The organism is Caballeronia choica, from assembly GCF_001544535.1.
GTDB lineage: Bacteria > Pseudomonadota > Gammaproteobacteria > Burkholderiales > Burkholderiaceae > Caballeronia > Caballeronia choica.
In genome coordinates this window covers 1-23,863 of record NZ_FCON02000121.1, presented here as the reverse complement: position 1 = coordinate 23,863, position 23,863 = coordinate 1, and the positions used below count along the sequence as shown (strand labels likewise).

General features: G+C 56.9%; 20 protein-coding genes and 1 pseudogene. 8 read left to right on the top strand and 13 right to left on the bottom strand.

The genetic code is table 11. The features are described from left to right. Positions 1-291: 291 nt before the first annotated feature. Entirely contained in the window at positions 292-738 is a 447-nt protein-coding gene (locus AWB68_RS33010; RefSeq protein ID WP_125483118.1) for a hypothetical protein, read from the bottom strand. A gap of 474 nt (positions 739-1,212) precedes the next feature. Further along, positions 1,213-2,016, bottom strand: a complete 804-nt coding sequence (locus AWB68_RS33005) for a methyltransferase domain-containing protein (RefSeq protein WP_268810955.1) — start codon at positions 2,014-2,016, stop codon at positions 1,213-1,215. A gap of 886 nt (positions 2,017-2,902) precedes the next feature. On the opposite strand from AWB68_RS33005, the gene AWB68_RS32995 reads away from it, so the two are divergent. Then, a complete protein-coding gene (locus tag AWB68_RS32995) occupies positions 2,903-3,733 on the top strand; it encodes a CHAD domain-containing protein (RefSeq protein ID WP_087648499.1) in 831 nt (276 codons plus the stop codon). A 691-nt stretch (positions 3,734-4,424) separates the two neighbouring features. Here the strand turns inward: AWB68_RS32995 and AWB68_RS32990 are convergent. Further along, positions 4,425-4,805 (bottom strand): hypothetical protein, encoded by a 381-nt coding sequence (locus AWB68_RS32990; protein WP_087648498.1) that lies wholly within the window; start codon positions 4,803-4,805, stop codon positions 4,425-4,427. 912 nt (positions 4,806-5,717) lie between these two features. Between AWB68_RS32990 and AWB68_RS32985 the strand changes: the two genes are divergently transcribed. After that, positions 5,718-6,380, top strand: a complete 663-nt coding sequence (locus AWB68_RS32985) for a hypothetical protein (protein WP_087648497.1) — start codon at positions 5,718-5,720, stop codon at positions 6,378-6,380. A gap of 69 nt (positions 6,381-6,449) precedes the next feature. On the opposite strand, the gene AWB68_RS32980 is transcribed toward AWB68_RS32985, so the two are convergent. Next, positions 6,450-7,166, bottom strand: a complete 717-nt coding sequence (locus tag AWB68_RS32980; protein WP_087648496.1) for an ATP-binding response regulator — start codon at positions 7,164-7,166, stop codon at positions 6,450-6,452. A gap of 743 nt (positions 7,167-7,909) precedes the next feature. Here AWB68_RS32980 and AWB68_RS32975 point away from each other — a divergent pair. Next, positions 7,910-8,257, top strand: coding sequence for a response regulator (locus AWB68_RS32975; protein ID WP_160110111.1), 348 nt, complete (start codon positions 7,910-7,912; stop codon positions 8,255-8,257). Positions 8,258-8,304: 47 nt separating this feature from the next. Here the strand turns inward: AWB68_RS32975 and AWB68_RS32970 are convergent, their stop codons facing one another. The 3 genes from AWB68_RS32970 to AWB68_RS32960 all read right to left on the bottom strand — a co-directional run bounded on the left by AWB68_RS32970 (position 8,305) and on the right by AWB68_RS32960 (position 10,248). Then, complete coding sequence (locus AWB68_RS32970; RefSeq protein ID WP_087648494.1) at positions 8,305-8,598, bottom strand: hypothetical protein; 294 nt, start codon at positions 8,596-8,598, stop codon at positions 8,305-8,307. A 297-nt stretch (positions 8,599-8,895) separates the two neighbouring features. Beyond that, entirely contained in the window at positions 8,896-9,636 is a 741-nt protein-coding gene (locus AWB68_RS32965) for a 3-ketoacyl-ACP reductase (protein WP_087648493.1), read from the bottom strand. 279 nt (positions 9,637-9,915) lie between these two features. Continuing rightward, on the bottom strand, positions 9,916-10,248 hold the full coding sequence (locus tag AWB68_RS32960; RefSeq protein WP_200828865.1) for a hypothetical protein: 333 nt from the start codon (positions 10,246-10,248) through the stop codon (positions 9,916-9,918). An 838-nt stretch (positions 10,249-11,086) separates the two neighbouring features. On the opposite strand from AWB68_RS32960, the gene phaP reads away from it, so the two are divergent. Then, positions 11,087-11,374: a TIGR01841 family phasin gene (gene phaP, locus AWB68_RS51595; RefSeq protein ID WP_087648492.1), complete on the top strand. Its 288-nt coding sequence runs from the start codon at positions 11,087-11,089 to the stop codon at positions 11,372-11,374. A gap of 71 nt (positions 11,375-11,445) precedes the next feature. Continuing rightward, positions 11,446-11,748: a hypothetical protein gene (locus AWB68_RS32945; RefSeq protein ID WP_087648491.1), complete on the top strand. Its 303-nt coding sequence runs from the start codon at positions 11,446-11,448 to the stop codon at positions 11,746-11,748. Between the two features lie 485 nt (positions 11,749-12,233). On the opposite strand, the gene AWB68_RS32940 is transcribed toward AWB68_RS32945, so the two are convergent. The 3 genes from AWB68_RS32940 to AWB68_RS32925 form a co-directional block, all read right to left on the bottom strand. Continuing rightward, positions 12,234-12,593, bottom strand: coding sequence for a response regulator (locus AWB68_RS32940; protein ID WP_125483117.1), 360 nt, complete (start codon positions 12,591-12,593; stop codon positions 12,234-12,236). 1,212 nt (positions 12,594-13,805) lie between these two features. Then, entirely contained in the window at positions 13,806-14,009 is a 204-nt protein-coding gene (locus tag AWB68_RS32930; protein ID WP_087648488.1) for a cold-shock protein, read from the bottom strand. A 344-nt stretch (positions 14,010-14,353) separates the two neighbouring features. Further along, positions 14,354-15,283: a diguanylate cyclase domain-containing protein gene (locus AWB68_RS32925; protein WP_087648487.1), complete on the bottom strand. Its 930-nt coding sequence runs from the start codon at positions 15,281-15,283 to the stop codon at positions 14,354-14,356. Between the two features lie 240 nt (positions 15,284-15,523). Between AWB68_RS32925 and AWB68_RS47115 the strand changes: the two genes are divergently transcribed. From AWB68_RS47115 to AWB68_RS32915, 3 genes and pseudogenes are all read left to right on the top strand, one after another. Continuing rightward, positions 15,524-15,958: a hypothetical protein gene (locus AWB68_RS47115; protein WP_125483116.1), complete on the top strand. Its 435-nt coding sequence runs from the start codon at positions 15,524-15,526 to the stop codon at positions 15,956-15,958. An 894-nt stretch (positions 15,959-16,852) separates the two neighbouring features. Next, positions 16,853-16,969 (top strand): annotated as a pseudogene (locus tag AWB68_RS51905) (IS30 family transposase); the annotation flags it as partial. 250 nt (positions 16,970-17,219) lie between these two features. After that, positions 17,220-18,560, top strand: coding sequence for an alkaline phosphatase family protein (locus tag AWB68_RS32915; RefSeq protein WP_087648485.1), 1,341 nt, complete (start codon positions 17,220-17,222; stop codon positions 18,558-18,560). Positions 18,561-19,223: 663 nt separating this feature from the next. Here AWB68_RS32915 and AWB68_RS32910 read toward each other — a convergent pair. The 3 genes from AWB68_RS32910 to AWB68_RS32895 form a co-directional block, all read right to left on the bottom strand. Then, positions 19,224-20,999 (bottom strand): SWIM zinc finger family protein, encoded by a 1,776-nt coding sequence (locus tag AWB68_RS32910; protein ID WP_087648484.1) that lies wholly within the window; start codon positions 20,997-20,999, stop codon positions 19,224-19,226. Positions 21,000-21,453: 454 nt separating this feature from the next. Further along, the gene (locus AWB68_RS32905; RefSeq protein ID WP_087648483.1) at positions 21,454-22,107 is read right to left on the bottom strand and encodes a TetR/AcrR family transcriptional regulator; all 654 of its coding nucleotides are present in this window, start codon (positions 22,105-22,107) and stop codon (positions 21,454-21,456) included. A gap of 887 nt (positions 22,108-22,994) precedes the next feature. Then, entirely contained in the window at positions 22,995-23,213 is a 219-nt protein-coding gene (locus AWB68_RS32895; RefSeq protein WP_087648481.1) for a hypothetical protein, read from the bottom strand. Positions 23,214-23,863 lie beyond the last annotated feature (650 nt).

The following is a 23,863-nucleotide window of genomic DNA, read 5'->3' as shown; positions in this document are numbered from 1 at the left end:
AAAGGGCGGTCACGATGAACCGGAATGGCCGGTCACGTTCGTCCGGAATCGTCGGTCACGATGCCCCGGAATACCCACCCCGGCTTGCTCGAGCCCACGACGGAGGAAAGTTGCGTTCAGTTCCGCACGTCTGCACGTCTCCGTCAGTCCGTGGGCCGCCCATCGGCGTTCGGCTGTTTAGTACTGCCAGCCTCAATTCGTGCCGGTTCTTACGTAAAGCGCATCGTCTCAGCCTAACGTCTCTTGCGTACGGTTTCGTACAGCGACCCTGTTTGCAGGCATCGCCGCCCCTTAACGTGGCAAGCGATTTACGTTGCCTGTTAGAATCCATTGTCGTTCGAATTCGGACACGGACTTCACCTGCAAGGTGCCTGCGCCTTCCAGTCCTGAGAACCGCCCCGCCGCGCCAACGACCTCCCACGTTCCCACGAAAACCGAATCACTCTTGCCGTCAATCTCGGGAAACATCATGGAACGCAGCTCAGTTCTCAGATAAACAACATCGGACTTGGCTGTCGCGATTTCAAGATATCCGCTTCCCTTGCCCGATACCTCGGGTTTCGTTGTTACCACATGAAGACCCCAGTCCTGGACTGTGGCCCCGGCAAACAGCCCCGGACCCGCTACTGTTCCAGACCTGCGGACAAGCGCGACATAGCGATTGCTGCCATCAGAAAAAAGCAACTTCGTGTATTCGTTCGGAAGGCCGGGCAGCCCGTTTTTGATATCGAAATTCATCTCGAGAACTAGCGGCTCGGCCGCGCAGGAGCCGGCAACAACGCCAAATATCAGCGCTAGGAGCCATCGAATCCATCCAAACCTCACGTACATCATTTTCGTCAGCGCTCCTCGCTCTGAATGAGGCCTCCGGCTTGCCGGACAGCGCGACCTGTGTGAACGTCATGAACTCAAGGCCCTTAGAACGTTTTAAGCTGGACGTTCAATAGGAGGGGCCGCATGCGACCCAGCCCTTCACTAACTTGTTGATGAAGTCCTGCAATTCTCTCCCAAAGCGCCCCGCGAGCCACAGACTTGCAGGGACCTCGTTCGGCCCACGAGTCTTCTGCGGACTACCGGCCAGCACTACCGCTCGGGCTCGCCAATCGCCCATTCAACCGGCCTTACGCGGTCGATAACGCCCTTGACCATTCAAAGTGACGGATGTGGTCTTGCCCAAGCTGTGCCTTGATGAAAGGCGCCCGGGAGGCTCTCCTAGAGAGGGCGCCTTGCAATCATCACGTAGAAGTTGTACCCGGCGAAGAAGGTGTTTTTTTCACAAGCCTCTCGTTGGCTTGCCACAAACGCCTGAACCTCATCAGGCGTTGCTACACCGGTCTTTGGCAAAAGGATGGAGAACGACTGCAGCGCCGCGAGGAAGAAGTCGGCACGTCCAATCTCGGTGAGAGCCCAACCCCGGCTATCAGCTAGTTCGAGCCCAACGTCACGAAGAAGTTGGGGCATGGCTCGCATAACGCGCGGGTTCGCGATTAACGCAGTGATTATTCTGTCATCCATTTCACGGTCTGGTCCGAATGTCAGCGTGGCGTAGTCCCCATCAAATATGACGACGGTGCCGCCAGGCCTTACCACTCGCGCCGCCTGCTCTAGTACTTTCTTAGGCTGAGGTACGTGGCTGACCAACGTATGGGCAATGACAACGTCGAAGACGCCTGTAGTCAAATTCAAGTTTTGCGCATCCTCCACCAGCCACTCGATGCGCTCTCCGAGACCCTCTGATGCGGCAAGAGCCTTTGCCCTACTGATAAGCTCAGCGCTAATATCAATGGCGGTCACTTTTCCGTGGAAATTTTGACGCTTCACAACCTCACGCACTTCCACTCCAGTGCCACACCCAAGAGCCAAGACCTGCTCTGCGCCCCCGAAATCGATGAGGTCCAGGTACTCGTGCAGCATGCTCATATACCTCACGCTGCTAGACCTGGCTTCTAGCCGAACCGCTATAGCGTCAATTGACCGTTCATCGAGCTCGTGGGTCCGACTATAGACATCCAACATTACCATGAAGTGTCTCCTTAATACGGTCCGCGACGCCGATATTCCTTGGCCCCGAATGACTATCATAGTCTAGTCGCGTTTGGGCAAAATCGCCGCTTCACGGCGCTCGCACGCAGGCGCCCACCCACTTCCCAGAATCCCCGGTAGCCTCATCTATAAAATGAAACGGCCAGTCGGATGCAATTTTCGCCTTCGCGATTGCGCGAACAATTCCGGGGCGATTGAGACCGACAGCGAGCAGCACTTGCTGGCTCTGGTCACTCGCTCAAGCTTCTCGCATGCGGCCGCAGATTTATAGAATACCGTTTCCAACAGGCGCCACACGGGATACGTTGTACCGTCAATGAGGAAGTCAACAGGACGGGGCACGAGCGGGAAAATTCGACTATTCTTGTCGCCACTTTGGGTTGCGCACGCAGCGTTCAGAAACCACGTCCGTCCCTTCCAGCACACGCGCAACGTACGCCTTGTTGCGACCGTCGAGTATGTGGGCCCATTGTGCGGCCAAGCCCTCCTCCATTGTCTCCAATACACTAATGCGAGCGCCGTCCAGGCTGATGCTCGACGTCACGCTGAAAGTCGCGTCGCCGACTCTGTCGACGAGTCCGAGGTCTTCCTCCGAAATCAACAGCTCAAATCGTCTAGTCATGATTGCGTGAATCCGTCGTTGTGGCGAAGCCCGGCAACACCGTTGCTTCGGGCAACCGGGACACCGAAACCGTCCGCCAGCATCTGTGCGAACCCTTCGACTGTTGACTGTCGCAGGTCGATATGTCGTCTCAGGAAATCGACCGCACGCAATCGCCGCGCCACATGCACGCCGTGGAGACGAGGAACGGTTCTTGCCCGCCTTTAGAGCACTACCGAAGTCACGAGGGACTAAAACGTGAAGACTGATGACACCAACGAAGCGGTCGACCGCGAACAACGGGCGGAAACCAACTTCGCAACATTCGCCGACCCGTTGGTCAACGAAGCCATCGCAGAAGCTGCGGCTTTGAAAGACACGGCGGATGCCGAAAAACTGCATAGGCTTCGCGTGGCGTTGCGGCGACTACGGACATTGTTGTGGGCCTACCGCCCAATCCTTGACGAGGAATTCGACAGTCAACAACGCGCGCTGTTCAAGTCCCTCGCCAATGCAGCAGGAAACACGAGAGATTGGGACATTTTGATTGGTCTCGTCGAAGGAAACAGCGACGAAGGACTTTTGAATGCCCTCAAGAAACAGCGGGATGAGACAGCGGAAAAGAGCAGCAATGTGCTTCTGCACTTGAAGTTGGGCAAAACGCTACGCGATGCAGTCCACGAGGCCAATCGCGAGCTCAACACGTCGCCGGTGCGCACTCCGCTGACCAAGTTCGCGCAGAAGCGAGCCGGGGCGGCGCAGAAGCAACTTAGAAAGCGTATGTATCACGCCTCAAAAGCTGGTAGTTCAGACTACAACTCATATCACGACGTTCGCAAAGCAGGAAAAAAAGTGCGCTACCTGATTGAGTTCTTCGAACCGTTACTCCAGAAGAAGCAGCGGAAAGGACTCAAGGACCTTAAGCGATTGCAGAAGCAATTCGGCGCGCTCAACGATGTAGTTGCGAGTCGCGACCTCCTAACCGCGCATCGTGCGTCGTTGCCCGAAGGCGTCAATGCAGACGCAGCCCTTCGTTGGCTGAAGAAAGAGCAAAGGCAACGCATCAAGTCTGCGGCGAAGCTTCTCTGAAACGAGAGCTAGGTTGGGCAAGCCGGGAACATGTGCTCCGCACTGCAGCCTACCGCGCCATTTCCGGGATGCGCAGGTCGTGCTGCCCGCTCGGGCATTAGACTCAGCTTCGGCCGGGAATTTCGCTCCGATGAGTCGAAGAGTGTTTTGGAAGCAATTCTCAATGGCATTCCGCCCGTGCCCGTGGTTGACGGTACTTTTCCAATGATTACAGTGTCGTTCTCCACGGGGGTCGCCGACGCCAGACCGGCGCGAAAAACGAGAAGAAGTGCTTTCTCGGGCCGACAAGCGGCTCTATCTGGCAAAGCGGACAGGCCGGAGCCGCGTCGAAGTATATAAGGCGCCGATGCACCCGCCTGAAACAGTCAATTCGAAATATCCTGAGAGCCTACGGAGGGGGCGTGCGAGCCCCTCTCAGTTGTTCGCACGGCATGATGATAGTGAGCGCCTCTTTTGAGAGAGTCAGTTGCGCGTGCATGGGCCGTCAGTTGGAGCCCGGAGCGAAACTCGAGCGTGGAGCGCACAGCGTAAGGCCATCGCTGCTCATTACCGGTTCGTTTCGTACAGCATGCGGTATCACTCGCCAAACGAATGGCAAGATGACGGCCGCCTGTATCCGAAACCGACTCACCCGGCGGACCAACCGTTGCATTCATACGGTCACTTAGTGTTATGGGCCACCTGCCTGAACTCACGGACGCAACTCGTAGTCGTAAATCTTGCGCAAGCCGCACTGCAAGTACCATCTGATTTCACACTCAAGTAACGCTCCTAGGATTTCCGCGCCGACCACCTCGCCCACCTCAAGGAACTTGAGCACGATGAAATTCATAATCCAGCGGTTGGGCGGAGTCTTTCCAGCCAGTCGACAGGCCTCGCTAAAATCTCGAGTGACCTTTTGATAAATATCAATGATTTGGGCGTCGGAAGTAAACGCGGTCGGGCCTTCTCCGAAAGTGGCTGCGGCCTCGCGAAAGAATGCGACGCGCTTTCGGAATAGACCTGCCAACCGGACCTGTCTGCGCGTCGGTAAACGATATTCCCCGGTGGCGAGGTCGATGACCGTTCCCATGTGTCTGAACCTGTGCCTAGCCCAAGAAGAAATATCGGCCTGTCAGCAGTGTATGAAGCATTCTATGGTCCTAAGGTTTGCAAACTCTCCGCGCTCTTAGCATAGCGTTTGTTAAGAGCCGCGTGCGGTCTTTAATATCGAAGCAAGCTCGCTAACATTCGACCGTTGAAATCAGAGAGCTACGGGGCATGCAAGCATCACAGGCCCAACCACACGACTGGAACTAAGGCGAATGGTTCGAACGGTCGTTTGTACAGGCAGGCCATGGCCTTGGTCGTCGACAAATACAATCGCTCGTTTTTGGGCGCTCCCTTGCAGATGCGATATTTAGCGGTCTTCTTCGGCTAGCGCGAATCAAATATGCTCGCAAACCAATCTCAGTCTGTTCAATTCATCCAAAGCGGTATTCGAGACAGATGGGCTACTCCTGTTCCAATTTCCGGTTTCACCCCAGATAGGCCCCGTTCGAAACGCGAGCCGAGACCCGCAACGCACGTCGAGAGTTTGCGACCGCCGCTAAGCACGAGTGACCTAATCGGACGCGACAACGCTTGAGCGTTCCAAGAAGGCGTCCGGCGGCGTCCATTACGTACAGCGCAGCCACGTCGGAATCACGCGCCGACGTGAGCGCATGCGCGCCAGACTGCCCTTGCCCTCTGAAAATCGAGAACCATAGCTTTTTAATCGTCTGCTCGAAGTTGTGACTTCGACGAAAGTACGCCGTACCGGGAAAATCTTGACCTGCTAGCCATAGCTTCGTACGACCGTTTTTTCTAGCTCACCCGCCGACGAGCCGCCCTTAAGCAGGCTGTTCACTATGGATAACTTCTTCTATCCTCTATCAAAGCAAGCGCGCGATGCGCGTTGCGGTAAATCAAGCGTTATCGCAGGACCAGCAAACAAGGAGCAACAATGGTCGACACGAATCACGCCACTTACGCTCAGCCTAGACTGCGACTGCTGCTAAACACGACCCAGCACATCAGCTTAGAAGATGACCGCGTCGCTTATCGACCAATGGTTCACGCGCCGCTCATTTGGCGGGTCCTTCTGGCGGAGGTCGAGGCTACCAACCTCATCGCGTTCGGCTACCTTCGAGAGAAGCCGACCGACAGCGAACTCGGTGAGTGGCTTTTCAGGGCTCTCGCCCTCCATGACGACTTCCACGCCGACAGAAAGCTGATGCAGGTCATTGTGCCGGCGTCAATCTGCGCAGAGTATCCGTCGGTCGCTGAGAAAATCCAAGTAACAGGCAAGACGCTGGTCAGGCCACACGAAGGGTCTGATACGGGCGTTGGTAGAGCCATCCTTGCGGACCACACTCTTGGCGACTTCATCTCTTACGTCGCCGACAGAAACATGCCACCTGTGCGGCCGTCTGAGCTTTGGCTTTTCGGCCACGTTGCACCCTTATTGGGCGCGTCGGGCAAAGACCCACTCATTAGGTCGTTTCTTGAGGCTCGTTTTGCCTTGATACACGCTTATGTATCGCGTGTGGACACGAGCGCTGCAAAGCAGGAACTCGAACGCCAACAGATGCGGCTAAAAGCGAGCATCGTAGAACTGCGCCCTTAGGCTCGCAATTGCATCGCGAGGTTTGGGCTCGTCCCGACTCAGTATGTTCGGCCGAGAATTGAAGCTCAGTTAGCCGGCGATATCGGAAAGCACCTGCTGTAATTCCTGAATTGCGACCGGCTTGACGAGGTGATGGGCAAACCCGGCTTCGGCCGACATCCTCTTGTCCTCCTCCTGCCCATATCCCGTGTGCGCAACAAAAACGGCGCGTTCGCACCCTGGCAAAGCTCGAAGCTCATGAGCCAGTTCATACCCGTTCATCCCGGGTAGCCCGATATCCAATATGTAGACGTCAAATGGCTCTTGCTGAGCCCGTTTGATAGCGCTTTGAGCCTCATGCTCCACCGCGACCACGTTTCCGAGAATCTCCAGAACCATGCCTAACGACTCGGCTACATCGACGTTATCTTCGACCACGAGAATGCGCAGGCTCTTTGATTCCACGCGCACAGGATTCTCTTCGCTTACGGTCGCATCTGCAGGCGGACCCTCTACACGAGGGAGCCGGACGGTGAACTCACTACCCCGCCCAGTCCCTTTGCTCGATGCGCTGACCGTTCCCTGATTTTGCTCGACCAGGCTTTTTACCAACGCAAGCCCGATGCCTAACCCGTCCTCGGCGCGCACAGTGATTTCTTCCCGGACCGTAAGCGTCTCTTTGAGATACGCGTCACTTGCAGCGGCAATAGTGAAGACGCCGTCGGGCCGCAAAATCAGCAGCGCGCTGGGTGTCGCTTCGAAGAGGAGTCGGAAATCCTCAGCCGGCATCGGGCTCTGACTGTCCATCGCGCGAAGTCCAACAAAGGACACTTCTCCGAGGGAAGGTAGCACTAACGGACAGTGTAAGGGCTCTTCGCTAACGCAAAGAGCCTTTTCATGTTCCAATCTACAGGAGGCGTACGAGCGGAGCGAAACTACCTGATTCCGAGAACATCATGGCTATTTATCAGAAGGTAACGCACGGTTTATCCTAGCTCCGAATCGAGGCGGCATAGTGCGCAGCGAAATGCAGTAGCACGCTGACCTCGATTTCATGGCCAAATCGGTCGTTGATGCATTTGAATGGTCAAGGTCAGGCAGCGCCACGCCGAGGTCCGTCCCTTGCGTGCGGCGGCCGCACATCAAGCTATCGAAGGTAACGAGCGCAAATCGACGGTTCGGAACTCAAGTGAGTTCGTCGACGCCGCTCAGCTGTAATGCATACCGTCCGTACGATGAGCCGGAAGAACTACCTGCCGGATGTGAACGCATCGAATCATGGCGAAGGGCCGAAATCGAGAACATCGGAGCCTTTCTGAGGCTTTTCGCTGCTCAATCTTTTGGGGCGCCCTTCGAGGCAGTCCGAGCGGCGGACAGACTTAAATCGTGAACGCAACTCGTTCTTATTCAATCCACTGATGGCGAACATAGACAGGATTTAGCCGATAAACATTCCGCTCGTTCTTGTAGTATGCATGCACATGAGTGATAGGAACTCCGCCGACCGGGCACCTAGGCTCCGACAACGAAAACAGAGTGATGCGCTTGCCATGAGTACCATTTTATTGGTGGACGACGAGCCGGACACCCTTTATGTTCTTGACTTGCTTCTTACCGCGCAGGGTTATCGCGTCGTAAAAGCTCGAAATGGTTTTGAGGGGATGGAACTAGGACTTGCGGGGCCACCCGACCTAGTGATATCGGACTGGGTCATGCCCGTCATGGACGGCACCCAACTGTATCGTTGCTTCGCGGCGATTCCAAGATTGACCACGGTGCCATTTGTATTTATCTCGGCAGCAGCGCCGCCAGACGAACTGGCGGTCGGTCCATTCTTGCGCAAGCCGTTCGACCTACCTCTCTTACTCGACTTGATAGCCCGTTCTTTATCAAGTTAGTCGTCTCCGGCAACGAACCATTCTGAATCGAGCGCTATTGCCTCGGCTCAAGCCGCGTCGCTCTCAGTTGGGGCCGACGCCTTTTCATCAGGGAGCGATTCGCTGCTCGAATCGGCCGGCTTTGTGGTAGTGGTCTCAGCACTGCAACACACCACTCGATGAAACTGCATACCGGCTTGGGGGCACATATGCTGCCCGAGGATGTACCGCTTTAACGTTGTATGTGCGCGCGCAGTCTCGATGGCGCTTTCAACGTACTTCAACTTTGTTTCGGAAGGCAAAATGAGCGCTTCGCCAACCTGAAGGTTGATAAGCAAAGCGGCAATGGAGTCGGGCGTCATGGATTCCTCCAGTGGTTCCACACTGCGAAGTCCGGCGCCGGCCAACAAGCGCATCTAGCCAAGCGCTGCTGTCTGAAAAGAACTTTCGACATATCCATTAAGCGTTGCCAGCGCATTGTCAATGCGGAAGCACGCGGAGGGCTGCGCATCGCTTATGCTCATACCCTACTGCCGCGAAGGATTGAGCGCAATCGGACTGCAGCGCCATGACAACAGCGAACATCGCAATCGTCCTGTCAGATGAAGCACGGTCCCGGCCCGGCACCGTTCTTCTGACGTTTGAAGAAGCGGTCCTCGCTATCCCATGTGCAAGCCACCATTGAGGGAGAAGTCAGCACCGGTCGCGAAGGCGGCTTCGTCGCCGGCAATCCACGACACAATCGACGCGATTTCCGAAGGTTCGCCGAGGCGTTTCACGGGAATGCTCGCAACGATTGCCTCAAGCACCTCTGGTTTCACAGCGCGAACCATGTCAGTACCGATGTATCCCGGGGAGACGGTGTTGACCGTGACGCCCTTTGCCGCCACTTCTTGCGCGAGCGACATCGTAAAGCCGTGAATACCGGCTTTGGCGGTGGAGTAGTTGGTCTGACCGAACTGGCCCTTCTGTCCGTTCACGGACGAGATGTTGACGATTCGGCCCCAGCCTCTTAATGTCATCCCATCGACTACCTGCTTGGTGACGTTGAAGAGACTGTTCAAGTTCGTATCGATGACCGCATTCCAGTTGTCGAGCGTCATCTTGCGAAAGACTCCGTCGCGTGTGATGCCCGCATTGTTCACCAGTACGTCAATCTCGCCGACGTCTTTCTTTACCTTGTCGAACGCGGCAACGGTCGACTCCCAATTGCCGACGTTGCCCCCCGAAGCTATAAAGGAGAAGCCAAGTGCAGCCTGGTCGGCCAGCCATTTTTCCCGCCGCGGCGAGTTCGGCCCACATCCCGCCACGACTGTCAGACCGTCCTTGTAAAGGCGCTGGCAAATCGCCGTTCCAATACCGCCCATGCCGCCAGTTACGTATGCAATTCGCTTTGCCATGCCGTCCTCTCTGTCTTTGACTCTGAATTGAAGAAATCGCGGAAACAACGCGACAAGCCGAACTCGCTGGTTACCTGCCTCGGAATGTCGGCTTCGCAACTGCTGTTGTCGACTCCCCGAAGGCGTAGGAGATTCATAAGTTGGTTCGCGGTGTTTTAGCACGCTGAGCCGCCGGTCGCGCGGCTCTATTGCTGCCGACCAAGCCACCAACGTCTCCCACGGGCTCGCAAACCCTCTTGTTCGCCGTACACGAGTCTCGCCCGTGCGTCTCAGCGAGGCTCAGTGCGCGGAAGTCGGCCTACTCGGCCGGGCTCCGAGTGTTGCGAGGTATTCGTCGAATCGGTCACAGCGCTTTGCGACATCCTGAAGCACCGGTACGGCGTCGTACCGCCCGCGTTGCTCCAATTGGGAAGCCAGCGCGGAGAGGAACAATCGCAAGTCCTGTCGACCGTGCAGGTCTGCGAATGCGCTGGCAGTTTCCGTGACTGCAGCCTTGAGCGTGTCCGAGTAAAGCATGCTCGCGATGTGCGACGCGCCCTGGGCGAGTTCGACCTCGTATTTCTGCCGGCAGCGCACCTCTTCCGCTATCCGTGTGCGTTCGCTCGCTTTCATGATGCGAGATGCAATGGGCTTTGGCCCGTACAGAGCCAATGAATATCGAGTCCCAAAATTGCGGCTAGCCGAGTGACCGCTGGGACCGGCGGCACGGAAATTCCGCGCCGCCAGAATTGCACCTCTTCCGCACTGACGGCTAGCCACGTCGCGGCTCTCGCGGAGGTGACGCCGGCTCGCCGCAAAGCTCGGTCCAAACGCGCTGCTATCGCGCGCCGGAGCGTGCTGTCCTCAGCACATCGCTCAAGACACGCGAACATCTGAGTACGTCCACTCATCGGATACGTCTCCTTCAAGATTTTTGCGGTCGACCAGGAGCGCGACAGTATTTTTAACGCAGCCGCCGACCAACGAAATCAGCAAGAACCGATGCATCAAAGATATCTCCCCAACGACGGAAGCAGATTTATGCTCAACGCTTGTATAATTTCTGTCAAGCAGAAAAAAATCAAGCGTTTCATACCATGGGGTGCCTGCGCGAAATAATATGATGGACAGCTAAAATTAGCATTGACGGACATCCGTCATTTATGAGCAATGCGCATATTAAAATATCGTGTGTGTATGTCGTTACAATCGCGTGAAGAACAGTCGTTGGGTCGTCAAGCAGCGAAAAACCAGTACTGGCGCAGGTTTCAAGCCGATTGCTTGACCGCCATCAAGTCGGGAGAAGATAAGGTTGACATTTGAACGGCGGCCGCTAGAATTATTTTAGCCGCAGCGCAGCACCGTGCACTCCACGCTGTCCTTTCGTCTAAGTTATTGCACTACCCTTCCGCGATGGACCGTTTGATTTGGAGCGAATACCGGTGCTCAAAAAAGCCATGTTCGATAAGGCATTCTACTCGCCGCAGAGGCTTTCAAAGATTTCGACAAGTTGGTTGAGTTAAATTTTCAAACGGTCAGGACTTCACCTGCGGAAAATGAGGAACTGATTGCCAAAGCAACTATGGCGAACGAGCCTCAGGCCGTGCTTGCCTTGCCTGCGACTCAACTCCCGGTCGCTGCGGAAAAAGTGCAAGCATACTGGCGTCACTTTTACAAAATCGTGTCAGGCACGCACGCGAGTTCCTCGCAGCTGCCGAAGCTTGGTTCCAACAGTCTCAGCATGACACCGCGTCGTTAATCGACAGCGTCGCGAAGACTGCGCCGGCAGGAAGCGAAGCAGTCGTATCCGCATGGAAGTCGGCGATTGGTGTGGCGAGCGAGTCGGCGAGCGCGGCATACGACGCGGCCAAGAAGGCTCCGAAAGACGTAATTGTCGCGGCCGAAAGCAACGTTGTTGCGGCGTCGTCCGCTACGGAAGAGCTGGTCGCCAATGGTAAAGCCTCGAGCGCGAAGAAGCGAACGTTAACCCCTGGCAGGCCGGTTGGCCTGCGGCAGAAGCAAAAGTGTCGCAACGCCGATGATGCCTTTTCGGCCTTGCTGACACCGATGCGTGACGGCTGCCGCCCATCGCCGCTCCTTGCGTCCGCCCGCGATACTCGGGTGGAGCAGTGATGGGCACGAATTCGGGCTTCGGTGGACCGCCCTGCTTACCAGCCTGGCATCGTTCCTCATTACCGTCGCCATGAGGCACACTTGACGTGGCGCCGCTTTACGCGATGCTTCGCGCCCAAGTGGTCGGAAACTTGTAGATGTGGGCGTGCCCGTTTGAGGCGGGTTCCGTCTTGCGGGAACTGCCCGTGCTGCGTTGCTAGCACGAGCTAAAAGCGCTAATGTGCGCGGGACTGAAGGGTGCAGCACGATAACGGGCACGGCTTCTGGGGCGAATCGGAAGCCTCAAGGGCCGTCTGAGCGCGGACGACGAGAAGCTCGACAAGCTCCTGCAACAACTCGCGGCCCAATCTGGCAGGTCAGCCGATTTTCGGCATGGCGGTCAATATTATGGTGGCGCCAATAAACAGTACCCACTGACGCTTCACGCAGCAGATGCATCCATAGCGTCTTGCCGGACCAAGGGCGTACGATTGTCGGACCAGCAGCTAAGGTTCAATTGGCTTTGAAAGCACGCACTCAAACTCACTAAGCGAGAGCGGCTTCAGAAGAGAGTCATCAAAGCATGACATGTTGAAGCGCTCGCAGAGTTCGGCATCGGCGCTCAGGGAGACAATGCGCCGCGAGGCGTACTTTTCAGATGCGCGCAGCCGCACACACAACTCGTGACCGTTAATGTCCGGCAATGCAATGTCCAGCAGAATCAAATCAAACGTCCATTCACCGTTTGCCGCCGCCAGTGCTTCTGCGCCCGAATAGGCTGTTGTCACGGAATGACCCATTGAGCAGGCGACGTCGGCAAGCAGGTCGGTCGTGAGACGGTAATCGTCTACCAGAAGAACGTTCATCAAAAGGCCTCCCAACAACTGCAACGGATTCGCAAGGACAAGGTTTATGACCGGATGAACGGAGCCACATCAATACGCAGACAAGTGTGGGCACCACGGCCGCGAGTTGCAACCAATGTGTCTTACCGCTTACCGGCTGTTCGATGTTGGGGAAACGTTTAGAAATTGCTTGCTCATGCGACGGCCCTCGTTGTTCACATCACCACGGGCCGTACCCCGAGATGCCGGCACCGGCTTGTCGGGACTTATAGTCGTCTAACAGAAGACTAAGGTCCTTCTGGCTTGGACGCGGACCTGATGTGCTATCGCCAGCAATCGACGCGATGGCGAACCAGGAGTGGGGCGGCCACCGTTCGACGATTACGACCTCCCCCTCCAAGATGCGAAGGCGTCCGGTATCGCGCTGAAACTCCGCATGCAATACGACGCCACCAAACGACTTACTCGCAGAAATCGTCACGCTAAGCATCGTCCCCTCCCCACTCGGGCGCTATGCAAACGGCAGCTGGCATTCGGTCTCGGGAGTTGTCAATACGTGTCCGCCACGTTCGCACGTTCCACGGCGAGGTGTCCAGCGAGTTGCACTACCGCGCTCTTTGGCTCAGTTTGAGAGCGGTAGTCCAAACGACCACCGCCCAGCCACACTCGCGATTGAGGAGAGTGAACAAGCGATTCAAACCTTTTACCGCCGTCCTCCTTCGCGTTCCGTTCGATGTCGCACACTGCGTTTACGGTGGCTGCCCGCTGACCCTCGGTTGCTCTCAAGACCACGCCGAAACCAAAATGTGACGCACGCGTGGCAACGAGCGCTGCGCGCGGATATCTAGCGCACCAGTTCGTTCAATGCGACGTTCAACCGAATGCGAACGGGAACCGAAGCACAACGTAATGCGAAGACCCCCGCCGCGCGCGGGATTCGCTCGTCTCGGCTGCCACGGAATTTCGCGTTGAAGCCGCCCTTTCCAGACCTTAAAGTTGCTCTCGGGGCGGACGGCCTCATACCACGCCAGCATAGTCGGTAGGCGGTCCTAAAAGTCTTTATTCTTGAGAGGAAAAACTAGCAAAAAGCGATACGGCCGGGCACGCAGATTTGCGGCCACCGACAACTTGAACGGACGTCACATATCGACCTCTTTCCTGCTTCGATTACAGGAAAGAGAATGCCCCGCCACGGCCAAGCATCCTAGACTTGCACAGTGAGAAGCTATGCCGTTATAGCGGCTGGATGTTTGCAGCCTGTTTGCCCTTCGGGCCCTGCTTGACCTCGAAACTTACTTTCTGGTTTTCCTGCAAGGACTTAAAGCCCTTCGCTTGAATCTCTGAGAAATGCGCAAACAGGTCCTCACCACCATCGTCCGGCGTGATGAATCCAAAACCCTTCGCATCGTTAAACCACTTCACAGTGCCGGTTGCCATTTGCCTGACTCTCTTCAAAGAAGACATAGTTGTAGAACACGACAGCGGTCCGCTGTACATTTAAGCATTTTTAGCAAGCGAATTCCTTTACACAATAGGCGTTTTCGAGAATCGATACGACACGTGACCGTCACATTTGATGTCCCTTGATTGCAGGCTTCGTCGACCAATCGTCGCAACCACAAAAAAGAAGCCGCGTTGAAGCCGATGAGCGTCGCACCTATATGCGCACGAGGCTGCTCCAGCGTCAGCGCCCGATATCGAGATGCGCCTAACCAACAACGCGCGGCAACGAAATGCGCGCTCCGCTCGTCGATTGTTCTTCGATGAGAGGGCGAGAAAACCTACGAGGCCACCATCCGTGGTCCGACCTTCGAAGCAGGGTCACGTACACCGTATTTCGGATACCTCGATTCAATGGCGGCATTGATTCCTCCCGACGTGCACCGTGCTGCGACATCATTGCTGCGGACAGCGGTCACCAAGGTGTTCGCCACTCGTTGCAAACAGGCATCCCCCGCTTGGTGGCCGTAGCAATCGTTGTAGGCCTTGAAGTTGTCGGTGTCCACCAACAAAAGGACCACCGTCGTCGATTCCGAAAACGCAGATGGCGACATGCGGCGTTCAAGTTCGATATCGAAATGACGGCGGTTGTATAGGCCGGAGAGTCCATCATTGTAGGCAAGGCGCGCTAGTTCGAGTTGCTCGGCGTCCCGGCGCTGGTCGTCGAGTGTTCTCGCGTGGACGTCGCGTATCGTGAACACGAGCGCCGAAAAGGCATTTCCAGAGATATCGAAAAGCGCAGACAAGAAGCCTTGAACCCAGACGTACGCGCCATCGTTTCGACGCATGCGAAAATTCACTGCGGCATCGCTTTGTTCGCGCGCTGCAACATCAACAGCATCTTCGACTTTGACCCGGTCATCCGGATGGACGAACTCACCGACCGAACGACCGAGAAGTTCATCGGACCCGTAGCCAAGCATCAGTTTCGCGCGTGACGAGATGTATTTCATCACGCCATCCAACGAGAGTTGCATCACGACGTCGTCGGAGTTTTCCGCCAACGTGCGGTACCGGTGCTCACCCTCTCGCAGCAAGTTCAGCAGCCGGTCGCGCTGTGCCTGCAACGCATTGATTGGAAATGCAATACCAAGGGCGGCTAGGACAAACAGTTGCAGGGCGAGTATCCGGTCGTGGGTGGTCGTGTAGGGAGACAGCCACAATGGGCCGGTCCCGTGCAGCGTGAGCGCTATCGCGATAGCAATGCACAACGACCGCCCGCCAATACTCCTGAGAGGTCAGCCTCGAAAGCAAGTAACGCTACGGGTGGCAAATTTCAGTACATCAACGGATAACGCGCTTGACCGAAGACGAGCGCTGCGACCAGAGCGAGGAGAGCCAGAAGTGCAAGCGTCCTGTTACGCCTATCAGACCGCCATAACTCGCGAAGCTCACCCGAGAAAAAAACGAGGGCCGAGGGCGCGAATATTGCCATCCCCAGTGCGTCGGAAATGACCCAGTTTCCGAGCGAGGAAGGGGTGATTGCTGAACCAGCCGTTCAACAAAGACATGGCCACGAGGCCGGAAAGAGCCGGTGCGAGCAATATGGCAGCGGCAACGAACCTAATGCCCTGTCGTGGCTGAACCAGTTCTGCGGCCCTAACGACTCCGGGAACAAGCAGAAGGGCAACGACCACCTCCAGCATGTCAGCGCCAGTGAACGCGGTGGAAACGTAAAGGCTCTCGCCAACCCACAGATTCGCGCCGAGAAATCCCAAGGTACCGCCCAGCAAAACGAAGTATCGCCGCGGCGGCCAAGAAGGCTGCGAAAGACGCAATTCTGGCCGCTGAAAGCAACGTTAACGCGGCGTCGTCTGCCGCGAAGGACGCTGCGGCAGAACTGGTCGCCAACGGTAAAGCCTCCAGCGCGAAGAAGTGAACGTTAAGCGGGTGGCAGGCCGGTTGGCCTGTCGTAGAAGCAAAAGCCTCGTATGAGCGATGAGGCTTTTGCTGCCTAACTGACACCAATGCGTGACGGCTGCCGCGCTTCGCCGTTCCTCAAGGCTGCCGGAGATGCCAGGGTGAAACGATGATGCGCACCTAAAATATTCGCCCCCCGGTGGACCGCCGTGCTTATCACCCTGGCATCGTTCTTCAGCACCGCCGCCATGAGGCGCACCTGACGTTGCGCCGCTTTGCCCGATGATTCGCCCCGGCGCTCGGAACCTTGTAGAGCGTTGATAGCGTTGTGACGTCGTTGCGAGTTGGGCTTGCCCGTTTGAGCATTGTCGGCCCGGACCGTTCCGTTGCTTATCGCTTCTTCTTGTCATGTTACTCGGAGCCGCGCTGAACTGTGAACAACCCCGCTAGTTTTGGGAGTAATCTACTAGCCAGTTACCAGACCTGCAACTGCAACACTGGGCTTCCAGCTCCTGTCTAGACCTCGGCCACCAACTAACGAGGTGCGGGATGTGACGGGACACCATTTCGAAGCAGCAGGGAGTGAGTCCGGTATTTGGAGCACCAAGCGGGCCTAAGTGGCCAGCTGTCGTCGCATTATTGGTAGCTGATTCTGACAAGTCTGTTGGCGAATCATTTTGTCACACTATTCGGTATAAGAGGCTTTGCTGCCATGCACGCGAGAGACCTGTCCGCGGCGCGCGCCATTGGCATCATCGGTGCAGACTCTACACGAGCCGTTCGACGCTCTATGCCCAGCAGTAGCATTGCAAGTGGATTATCGCGAATCAGGCTGGCTACGCTTTCTGAAGTCTGAAGTCCTCTAAGACTAGCTTCAGGTCGTGTTCTGTCAGACGCATGCTCCAATGACTATTCCACGCAAGGTCGACGCTCTTGTCGATAGCCTAAAGAACAGCCCTCGTGCGACGCACGCGTTTCGTTCTCCGTTCGAGGGGTTCGCCGCTACGCTCGCCTCAGCGAGCCAACCCTCAGGGTGAGGGACTCGGCCTGCGCGCGTCGTTAACATACGACGACCGCAGGCTGCGCTAAAAGTCCCGGGAAGTTGGATTGGCTCGCGCAGTCTTGTGGACCGACCCACGCGACCACGACGGAGTGCCGCGGAAAATTTGGAAGAGTCCAAAATATTGTGCCGTCTGAGGCGTCGGACTATTATCGAGACGGATAGCTTGGCCGAGGCGTGGCTGGGGTATCACATCCCTGCACGCTAGCCTTTTTCAAGGGGCCGCGATGTCGCAAATTCAGCACGTCTTCGTTCTCATGCTCGAGAACCGTTCCTACGACACCATCTTTGGTCTGTCGAATTTCACTGGCACGTTGCCCGGCGGCGGTGCGACAAGCGCCAACGGGCTGCCCGCGGAGGCAATTATCAATTTCGGCCGAGCTGGTGCCTCTTATCAGTTGGGCCACGGCTCGCCCTACGCGCTGGGCTTTGACCCGGGTCACGAGTTTTCCGACACGGGCGTGCAATTGTGTGGCCTCGCCATCGCAAATGCTGACACCGTCCGGAACGACACTCTGGTACTCGACGCCACCGGCTACCCCCCGCTGGCCGTGGACCCCTCAACCACCGGCTTCGCCGCCACGTACGAAGACCATGGCGACACCGTCGCCGATGTCTTCAGTGCCTTCACGCCCGACCAACTGCCCGTCTTGAATTTTCTTGCCCGCGAGTTCGGCGTTTGCGACAACTGGTATGCGTCGATACCCGGCCCCACTTGGCCGAATCGGTTTTTTGCACTCGCCGGGACGTCTTCTGGACTTGACCATTCGCCGAGTGATGCGCAGGTGCTCGAGGCGGTCGTTCTCAACGCGCCCATTTTCACCTTCCCCAACGGTACCCTATTCTCGAAAATGCGCCCCACAGATTGGCTCATTGTGCAGGGCGACGTCGCACAAAGCCGGGCCATCTACGGCATGCAGAATCAACTCAGCCGCTTTGTTGGGATGGATGCCCTTCTGTCCCAACTCGGCGATGGCTCGTTGACCGCGAGGTTCGTATTTATCGAACCGACGTACGACGCGAAGAACGACTTCCGCAACGGCAATTCGATGCATCCGGCAGGCGACGTCCGGGCGGGCGAAGCGCTTCTGAAAACGCTTTATGACGCCATCAGCAGTTCAAAGCTCTGGCCCAGCAGTCTGTTCGTTATCACATTCGACGAGCACGGAGGCTTTTTCGACCATGTGCGGCCTCCGCCTGCGGTCCCGCCCGGCGCGGTCGAAAATCGGAAGCTAAACACGCACAACTTTGCCTTTGACCGCTTCGGCGTGCGGGTTCCAACCCTGGTGATTTCGCCCTACGTCTCGGCCGGCACTATCGACCATACGCTTTACGACCACACGTCAATTCTGAAGACCGCCGACAAGCTGCTCGGGCTGAACGGCTTGCTCAATCTGACAGCGCGCGTGCGTGCCGCCGATGACGTTTCAAAGATGCTCGCTTTAGCGGCCGCGCGCACGGACATTCCGAAATGTCCGGCAGCGCTCCCTGTTGGTATCGACCGGCCCACGAGCGAGGGTTCTCCCCGCGCCAAAGACCCATTCCTTCCACTCTACGCGCATCATTGACGCGCCTGTTCCGCGTCAATTCGCGACTGACGGTGGAGGTGACCGCCCGAGAATCTGGGCTATCCCCCAAGACCTTCGTCCTGTTCATACAGACTTGCGATGCTCAGGCGCTCTTCAGGTCGAAGCTGCTCGTACGAAGTTTTCTCGGACATCGCGGCACCTTATACGAGATACATGTTGCACTTCGCTTTTGAAGCCGCCCTTCGGGTTGAAGTTGTTGATACTGAGTTCTTTCGTGCGTTGCAACACCTTATACGAAGCAGGTGTTGCATTTCAGATTGAGGCCGCCGCGAAGCCCGGACCCCCGAGACCGGCATTCCATTCAATTGCTTGCCGCTTTCGGCGGTACGAGAGGCCTGGCCCTGGTTTAGATGCAGCCGTAACGTCGAACGACGAGTTATTCGCGCGTACTGCGCAAGCCGCACTTGCGTGGCTGGGCCGTAACGAGTTTGTCACGTCGCACGCGCGTCTCGAACAGGGCCGGTCGCTTTTGCCCACGAAATGAAAAACCCCCGCGGCGTGCTGACTCGGCAGCCGGGTTGCAGCTTGGGCGATGGCATCGGTACTAACATGTCGCGCCGTAGAGCCAAGAACCGACCCAGCATGCGCGTGACCGTCCTGGTCAGCACCGTGCATTGCTATGCCGTTCTGGGCAAATGGATGCTATCCCAATTTCGCGAGCAGTTTCATAAAGTTGCGTTTCGCACGATAGGTCTCGCGGATGTTCTCCAATTCGCGGGCGAACTCAACGTGCTCGTTCAGGCTCGCCCGCAGCTGCCCAATAGTTCGAACGATGCCGAACGCCTCATCATATCGGGCTTTTCTGGTTCCGCTCTCAGCCGCGGTTGGCAGCAGGCGGTGATACAGCGCAATGGCGTCGTGCGGATGTGTCTTCCCCCGGACGGACGCCATTGTTGGCCACATGTTTATCGCTACGGGACCTCCACAGAACGTTTGCCATGCGGTCTCGCTTTCACCTTCGGAGAGAAAGATTTTGACCAGTTCGGTGCGGATTGGTGCTTGCCAATGGCGGCGCTCCGCTTTGGTCGCCGCCTCCTCAGTGAGGACAAGCTTCCACAGATGGTCGAGTGCGCGCTCATGCGTCGTATCGTACCGACCAGTTGCCGTGGCGACGTCCATCAGCGCCGTGACCGCTTCAGCGACCGGGCGCATCTCGAAGCGCTGCCAGGCGAACGCGTCGGCCTTTTCGAACTCGCCACGGCGAAGATATTCCAGAATGCAAAAGTCAAGCAGACGCTGGTCCACGTTCTTTCCGGATTCCGTGAGACCACGTTCGGCCCATGCCAGACCTTCGTCGTAACGTCCGTGCGTGGCACAAAGCTCTGCGACCAGCAAAAAGCGGTATGGACTCGATAGGTCCTTGGAGCGAATGCGAATCAGTGCATCGACATCGTCATCAAGCTCCGCAAGCCCCTCCATTGCCCGCTCCAGCCGCATCCGCAGCGGGTCGAACGACCTGCGGAATTCATTGCTCGGGGCGAGTGGCAGTAACGCGTCCCATCCGTTCCCAACGAGTTTGCGATACCGGCGCAGTCCGCCGTCGCCGAGCGGTTCCGCATAAGCTGGCAACACATCATAGAACGTGTCCCATACTCCTTCCGTCTGGTAACGGAACAGACGCTCGGCCAGCTTAACGGGGTCTGGTCTCGTCTGCTGGCATGCTGCGAGATGCAAAGCGGCTAGCTCCTTGATTGCCGGCATGACGTCGCCGCCGGAATCATCAATCTGCTCGAGGCTTTTTTCTGCGCCAGCGATGGCGAGCTCCGCAAGGTCGACCACTTGAGCGGCGTGGGGACCAGCAAGCCGCTCTCGCAGCATGTCCGCCAGCGACATCAGGCCATCGCCGTACGCGCCGGCTTCCCGCCAGTCGAGCGGCCTCGAAATGCACGTTGCCTGACGAACCGCGGTTTTCATGCTCGGGAGGTCGCTGGCATTCGCCGAACGCGCCGCGAACAGCAGCTTGTCGCGCAGCGTCATATCGCGCTCAACCACTTCGAGCAACAGGTTGCGAACGGTGTCGTCGTCGAGAGTCGCGACGTACTCGCTAATCAGCTCCTCGTCAGTCTTGCGCTTTCTGCGAGGCTTCGCCGGTTCGGTCTCGTCGGCACAAACGACCTCCTCGCCGGTATTCTCCAGCCAGGACAGCGCGACCGCGACGGCATGTTTGCAGAAGATACCCTCCTCGCCGACCGGGCAGTCACATTCGTACGTCAGTTCGCCGTCGTCGCCTACGCCAAGTTCAACCCTGTACGGATGTGTGCCGCGCACATTGGCACGAAGCACACCATCGTGCTCTTCAAGACGCGATACCGCGCCGTCGTCGAAATAGGCTTTGCCGCGGGAGAAGGTCTTCAGGTCCGTCAGCGACCGGACCTCGGCGAGAGTGACAACGTCAGCGAGGGATGAGGAACGAGACATCTGTCAGTAGGGACCGTTTTCAAAAAACGCAGGCAACATGGAAACGAAAGCCGCTACAACGCAGGCGCCGTAATGACTAACGGCTGCTCAAGGCAGCCGTCGCACGCGGACCTTTATCTCAGGAGGAGGAACTTCGACTCCAGGTGACCCGGCAACGCCGGAGCACCGTTGGTTCATCCGCTGCACGCAGCTTTGTCGGTCATTATAGTTCGCCGCTATCGACCCAAACGCACCGCCATGACAACAGTGAGCATTGCAATCATCGCCCTGTCAGTCAACCACAGTCGTCGCCGTTCCTGGCTCTGATTTGAGGTTATTCATGTCCAGACGCTGGAAGCGCACGAGCCAGCGAAGCAGAGCAGTTGGTCGGCCTGCCGCCCAGACATTGCAGGTCCGCTCGAGTGGGCAACCGGACACGCTCGCCGTGAGGGAGACCGCGTTGTCTTCTCGCCCTTCAGGACGAAGCCGGCGCCGATGACGTCGGACGCAGATAAGAGAGCAGCATGTCCACGTGCATGTTCGAGATTGCCGTCCGAGCGGGACGCTCAAAATAATTTCGTCCAGTGAACATTTTCAATGTGAAGCGGTTGGAAACGACGTAATAGCCCATCCCCACCAGCGTCACATAGAAATCTAATGCATCAACGTCCGCGCGAAATTCCCCAGCCACAGCGCCGCGCCCAAGCGTTGTGCGAATAAGCTCAACGACTGGAGAGAGGGTCTCGCGAATTTTGGCCGACTGTTGGAGATATCGACCCTCGTGAAGATTCTCGTTGTTGATTAGGCTCAGCCAACGAGGATTTTCCTGAAGGTGCGTCCAAATGGATTCGGCGAGCGAGCGGATTGCGTCCGACGGCTTCAATCCTGACAGGTCGAGATTGCTTTCGCAATTCGCAAACTCGACATACAGCGCCTCGAGCACCGCGACGTAGAGCCCCTCTTTGCTCGTGAAGTAGTAGTAGAGCATTCGCTCATTGGTGCCAGCGGCAGACGCTATCGCGTCAACTCGCGCGCCAGCGAGGCCGAGGCTTGTGAACTGTTCCGTGGCAGCCTCAAGAATGCGTCGGCGAGTGCCCTCGGGGTCTCTCTTTATCGTTGGTTGACTCATGGCGGGCGCTAGACCTCATCGTTGGACACTTACTTAATACCTGATATTATGCCGGCCGTCAGGGCAGAATTTCGCGTTTTTCAGTATGATTGGGACGGTTTGTTCCGTAATGAGAATAGACGTCCAGGCGGATACGGCCGATTGCCGCTCACACGAACTTAGCGCGGCAAGAGTTGTCGGCAGCGTTTCGCGATTTGGACGGCCGAAGCGGGGTGTTTCCGACGGTCAACCGTGCTTCGGAAGAAAAAAGCCCGCTCATGCCGGGCCGAAATCCATATCAATGGAGACATGCACGAGACAGAATCAGCATAAACCCTTAACGGCTGACAATTCGCTCAGTGGCTTCGAGTAGATGCCTCCGATAGTCCTGCATGGCTGTGTGAGCGTCGTGCAGCGTGGTCAGCAGTGCGAGCGCCGCAGGAGTACATGGGCCGCCCCTTTCGAGCTCCTGTATGAGTCTTTCTTGGCGTCGGACTAGCAGGGCTTTCGCCCAATCATCGGTGGCCGCGCGTAGCCGCAACATTTCTTTTTCAAGGTCCATTTTTTTCCTTCCTTGGAACGTTGTTCCCTTCTTACTTCCTTCGTTGGTCTTTCAAGGACCTTCCCACACAGTGGTCCAAATCGTCCATGAGCGCCCCGTTCCCGCGCCGTTGGCTTCGTCGTCGCTGAGGACGGCGACCTGTAAGCGTCTAACGCGGAGCATCGATGAGCTTGCCGGGTTTAATCGCGCCGGACGCAAGCGCGCGAATAGCTTTAGAGAACTTCTCAGTTGGTGTCGCGACGTCGTTCGGTTCAACAGGCGTTTCGCCATCTTCGACCCCCTGCGGTCTCACGCCGGTTTGACCCGTTAGCCTGACGAAAACCGCCGGGTTCAAAGCTCAAACGGATTACTGACCACCTCTATAAATGTCGCAGAACGACACCGGGCCGACGCAAGCGATTTGCTGAGTACCGGTCGCTTTCGCATTCGAACCAGATGCGGATTTCCCGACGGCGCCTCCATAGCCGGACGCGTCAGCGGAAGGTGCAGCACTATCCTGAGCTTGCGCTGCGCTTACGGAAAGCACGGCCACGAAGGCGGCAATAAAGAGCAGATACTTCGACATAGCAAGTCTCCTTGGTTAATCAAAGCAAAGCGTGGCCGGGCTGCTGCACGGCAGTCGGTCGATGCTTCATCGCGTTTGGACTCTCGCTGCTTGCGCGAGTCGAGCGTTGCCAATAAAGCGTGGGACCGTGTTAGAAAAGACTTCGCGTCAATCAAACGGCTTCTTCGCAGAAGGTAGTGATGCCGCGCGATGCGATGAACGATGCGCGGAGGCGTTTAGGGCGACATCCACGCCCGAATAACGCGGTCGACCGCGTAAGGCAGGCGCTCGAAAAAAGGTCGATGCACGATTAGAACGATAGAGCTTTGCCTGAAATGAAATAGCCTCGATTAGCAGGGAGTGACCTCCGCCCATTTGGAGGGATTCGGCGCCGCGCGGATTGGTCGCTTTGCATTTTCCTTTTGCCATTATGACGCGATGCTTTTAAAAGTCGAATAAATGGCAGGGCGGTTTCAAACTGAAGTGCAACACGGGGCTTAATGTTTAGCGCCTTGAGCGTTTGGCGAGTGGTGCAGCCCGCTAAGCAGATAGCCCTTGTAGTCTGCCCGTGTACCGGCTCGGATTGTCTGGACGCGGGTTTGCAACTCAGGCGGCCTCTTTCATGGTGGCTGCGTGACGGGCTTCATGGGGTGACATAAAGCCCAGTTTTT